Annotated in this window: 4 protein-coding genes; all 4 read right to left on the bottom strand. The window is 68.8% G+C overall.

The annotated features are described in order from the left end of the window. Window positions 1–45 precede the first annotated feature (45 nt). On the bottom strand, window positions 46–2,583 hold the full coding sequence (locus PLJ28_RS14915; RefSeq protein ID WP_183530236.1) for an ATP-dependent Clp protease ATP-binding subunit: 2,538 nt from the start codon (window positions 2,581–2,583) through the stop codon (window positions 46–48). A gap of 137 nt (window positions 2,584–2,720) precedes the next feature. Further along, window positions 2,721–3,020: a histone-like nucleoid-structuring protein Lsr2 gene (locus tag PLJ28_RS14910; protein WP_029139062.1), complete on the bottom strand. Its 300-nt coding sequence runs from the start codon at window positions 3,018–3,020 to the stop codon at window positions 2,721–2,723. Window positions 3,021–3,257: 237 nt separating this feature from the next. Continuing rightward, window positions 3,258–3,521, bottom strand: a complete 264-nt coding sequence (locus PLJ28_RS14905; RefSeq protein WP_298045087.1) for a hypothetical protein — start codon at window positions 3,519–3,521, stop codon at window positions 3,258–3,260. Then, window positions 3,521–4,623, bottom strand: a 1,103-nt coding sequence (locus PLJ28_RS14900) for a lysine--tRNA ligase (RefSeq protein ID WP_324590342.1), incomplete at its 5' end; no start/stop codon positions are given. The genes PLJ28_RS14900 and PLJ28_RS14905, both read right to left, overlap by 1 nt.

Genomic DNA, 4,623 nt, shown 5'->3' with positions numbered 1-4,623 from the left:
ACGGGGCCGACGACGCCTGCCCGGCAGGCCGGCGTCGTCACGGTGTCACTGGCCGGTGGTCTGGGCCTCGATCTCCCCGGCCACCGGCGTCGCCTCGATCGCCTCGGGACGGCTGGTGGTGGAGAAGGTGAGCTTGGCCGTCTCACCCTCACCCTCGAGGTCCACGGTGATGCTGGACCCGGGGGTGATCTCCCCGAAGAGGATCTTCTCGGAGAGCTGGTCCTCCACCAGGTGCTGGATGGTGCGGCGCAGCGGTCGGGCACCGAACGCGGGGTCGTACCCGCGGTCGGCCAGGAACTCCTTGGCCGGCTTCGTGATGGTGATGGTCAGGTCCTGGTCGTCCAGCCGCTTCTGCAGGCGGGCCACGAACAGGTCGACGATCTGCACGATCTCGTCCTTGGACAGCTGCGGGAAGACGATGACGTCGTCCACGCGGTTGAGGAACTCGGGCCGGAAGTGCTGGCGCAGCTCCTCCTGGACCTTGCCCTTCATCCGGTCGTAACCGGTCTGGGTGTCCGCGGCGGACTGGAAGCCCGTCATGACGCCCTTGGAGATGTCCTTGGTGCCGAGGTTCGTGGTCATGATGATCACGGTGTTCTTGAAGTCCACCACGCGCCCCTGGGAGTCGGTCAGGCGACCGTCCTCCAGGATCTGCAGCAGCGAGTTGAACAGGTCCGCGTGGGCCTTCTCGACCTCGTCGAAGAGCACCACGGAGAACGGCCGGCGGCGGACCTTCTCGGTCAGCTGGCCGCCCTCTTCGTAGCCGACGTAACCGGGAGGGGCACCGAAGAGCCGGGAGACCGTGTGCTTCTCCTGGAACTCGGACATGTCCAGGGTGATGAGGGCGTCCTCGTCACCGAACAGGAACTCCGCGAGGGCCTTGGCCAGCTCGGTCTTGCCGACGCCCGTGGGCCCGGCGAAGATGAACGAGCCCGAGGGCCGGTTCGGGTCCTTGAGGCCGGCGCGGGTGCGCCGGATCGCCTGGGACAGGGACTTGATGGCCTCGTCCTGGCCGATGACCCGCTGGTGGATCTCGGCCTCCATGTTGCGCAGGCGGTCGGTCTCCTCCTCGGTGAGCTTGAACACCGGGATGCCGGTGGAGGCGGAGAGCACCTCGGCGATCAGGTCCTCGTTCACCTCGGCGATGCCCTCGGTGACGCCCGTGCGCCACTCCTCTTCCTTGCGGTTGCGCTCGTCCGTGAGCTTCTGCTCCTGGTCGCGCAGGTGGGCGGCGCCCTCGAAGTCCTGGCCGTCGATGGCCGCTTCCTTCTCGGCGCGGACCTCGGCGATCCGGGAGTCGTACTCCTTGATCTCCGGCGGGGTGGTCATGCGCTTGATGCGCAACCGGGCCCCGGCCTCGTCGATCAGGTCGATCGCCTTGTCCGGCAGGAACCGGTCCGAGACGTAGCGGTCCGCCAGCGAGGCCGCGGCCTTGAGCGCGTCCTCGGTGATCGAGACCCGGTGGTGGGCCTCGTACCGGTCCCGCAGCCCGCGCAGGATCTCGGTGGTCTCCTCCACGGTGGGCTCGTTGACCTGGATCGGCTGGAACCGGCGCTCCAGCGCCGCGTCCTTCTCGATGTGCTTGCGGTACTCGTCCAGGGTGGTGGCACCGATGGTCTGCAGTTCGCCGCGGGCCAGCATCGGCTTCAGGATGGAGGCCGCGTCGATCGCGCCCTCGGCCGCGCCGGCGCCGACGAGCGTGTGGATCTCGTCGATGAACAGGATGATGTCCCCGCGGGTGCGGATCTCCTTGAGCACCTTCTTCAGGCGCTCCTCGAAGTCACCGCGGTACCGGGAGCCGGCCACGAGGGACCCGAGGTCCAGGGTGTAGAGCTGCTTGTCCGTCAGCGTCTCGGGCACGTCGCCGCGCACGATCGCCTGGGCCAGGCCCTCGACGACGGCGGTCTTGCCGACGCCGGGCTCGCCGATGAGCACCGGGTTGTTCTTGGTGCGGCGGGACAGCACCTGCATGACCCGCTCCATCTCCTGGGCGCGGCCGATCACCGGGTCCAGCTTGCCCTCGCGGGCGGCGGCGGTGAGGTTGCGGCCGAACTGGTCCAGGACCACGGAGCCGGCCGGGGCGCCCTCGGACTGGCCGCCGGAGGACACACCGGCGCCCGCGGTCTCCTTGCCGCCGGCACCGCCCTGGTAGCCGGACAGCAGCTGGATGACGGTCTGGCGGACGCGGTTCAGGTCCGCGCCGAGCTTCACGAGGACCTGGGCCGCGACGCCCTCGCCCTCGCGGATGAGGCCGAGCAGGATGTGCTCCGTGCCGATGTAGTTGTGGCCCAGCTGGAGGGCCTCGCGCAGCGACAGCTCGAGGACCTTCTTGGCGCGCGGCGTGAAGGGGATGTGGCCCGAGGGCGTCTGCTGTCCCTGGCCGATGATCTCCTGGACCTGCTCGCGCACGGCCCCCAGGGAGATGCTGAGCGACTCGAGGGCCTTGGCGGCCACTCCCTCGCCCTCGTGGATCAGGCCGAGCAGGATGTGCTCGGTACCGATGTAGCTGTGGTTGAGCATCCGCGCCTCTTCCTGCGCGAGTACCACCACCCGCCGGGCACGGTCCGTGAATCTCTCAAACATGGGCACACTCCTTGCTGACTGTGCCTCCGATGCTACGCACCGGGGGACGAGTTCGGGCGGCTGTTCGCCGTAGGGAGAACAACCGCCCGGCACCGCTGCGGGGCCTCGGTTCCGTCAGGCCCGCGCGCCGCCCCGCGTCACTTCTTGGCGTTGCGGTAGGCCTCGACGATGTCCCGGTGCAGCCGGCCGCGCTGGGAGACCTCGTAGCCGTTCTCGGCAGCCCACTCGCGGATCTTGGCGGCCTCGTTCCCCGGGGTCGGCGGGGCCACGGCCCGGGCCTTGCGGAGGTACGGCTTGAGCGTGGACCGCAATTCCTTCGCGTGCTCGGACGAGAGGTCGATCTCGTAGTGCCGGCCGTCCAAGGCGAACTGGAGGGTCTCGTCGGCCGGTGTTCCGTCTAGATCGTCAACCAAGACCACTTCTACTTTCTGCGCCACGGCCATTCCCCTTCGATATGTCAACGGAGCTTTCGGAACGGATGTTCCCGGCACCGACAGTCCGGATATCCTCAACCAGGGAATCCCTATTGCCTTCTTCCGATCCGGCGCCCAGTTCAGAGTATCCCGGATCCCTATTATGTTTACCAACTGAAGGTCGACGCGTGCCCTGCTCTCACGGCGAACTCACAGCTTGGGAATCGGGATATCCCCTCGATGAAATGCGGGAAGGCGCCGTCACGAAGCGGTCGTGGGACCGGCCCCGCGGCCGTCACCGGCATCGCCGGCGGTCGTCTCGCCGGCGGTTCCACCGGCACCGTCCCGGGAGCCGCGCTCCGCCCGCAACCGGGCCCATTCCTCCGCCTCGCGCTCCTCCAATTCGGCGCGCGCGTTCCGCTCGCCGCTGTCCGCCCGGAACAGGGAGCGCATGACGAGCCAGAAGATCAGCCCCAACCCCACGGAGGGGGCCAGGACGGAGAAGTACTCCCAGAACGTGTCCATCAGCTGCCCGACCCCTGGGCCTCCGGCTTGAGCAGCGGGAACAGGATGGTCTCCCGGATCCCGGCCCCGGTGAACAGCATGACGAGGCGGTCGATCCCGAGCCCGATGCCGCCCATCGGCGGGGCGCCGTACTCCAGGGCGCGCAGGAAGTCGTCGTCCAGCTGCATCGCCTCGTCGTCACCCGCGGCGGACGCCTCCGACTGCGCGGTGAGCCGATCACGCTGGATGACCGGGTCGATCAGTTCGGAGAAGGCCGTGCCGCGTTCCATGCCGCCGATGATGAGGTCCCAGGCCTCGATCACGCCGGGCTTGGACCGGTGCGGGCGGGCCAGCGGCTGGGCGGCCGGGGGGTAGTTGTAGACGAAGGTCGGATCGATGAGCGTGGGCTCCACGATCTCGCCGAACAGCTCGATCACGAGCTTCTCCGCGTCCCAGAACCCGTCATAGGCCACCTCGTGCTCCTCGGCGATGGCGCGCAGCTCCTCCACCGTGGTGTCCGGCGTGATCTCCCGGCCCACGGCCTCCGACAGGCCGGGGTAGACCTCCAGCCAGCGCCATTCCCCGTCCAGGTCGATGGTGCCCCGGGGCGTCTCGATCCGGCGGCCCGCACCGATGGCGTCCGCGGCATTGAGGATCATCTCCTGCATCCGCTCGGCCATGACGTGCATGTCCGCCCACGCCTCGTAGGACTCCAGGGTGGTGAACTCCGGGGAGTGGGTGGAGTCCACGCCCTCGTTGCGGAACACGCGGCCGATCTCGAAGACCCGGTCGATCCCGCCGACCACGGCACGCTTCAGGTAGAGCTCGGTGGCGATCCGCAGGGTCATCCCCTGGTCGAACGCGTTCAGGTGGGTCTCGAACGGACGGGCATGGGCGCCGCCGTGGATCAGCTGCAGGACCGGGGTCTCCACCTCCACGTACCCGCGGTCCTCGAGGGTGCGGCGGATGGAGCGGATGATGGCGGCCCGGGTGTGGACCATCTGCCGTGCCTCGGGACGCACGATGAGGTCCGCGTAGCGCTGGCGCACCCGGGTCTCCTCGTTGAGTCCGGCGTGCAGCACGGGCAGCGGACGCAGCGCCTTGGAGGCCATCTGCCAGCCGT

This window comes from Citricoccus sp., assembly GCF_035445025.1.
Classification (GTDB): Bacteria; Actinomycetota; Actinomycetes; order Actinomycetales; family Micrococcaceae; genus Citricoccus.
This window is presented reverse-complemented; position numbering and strand designations above follow the sequence as displayed.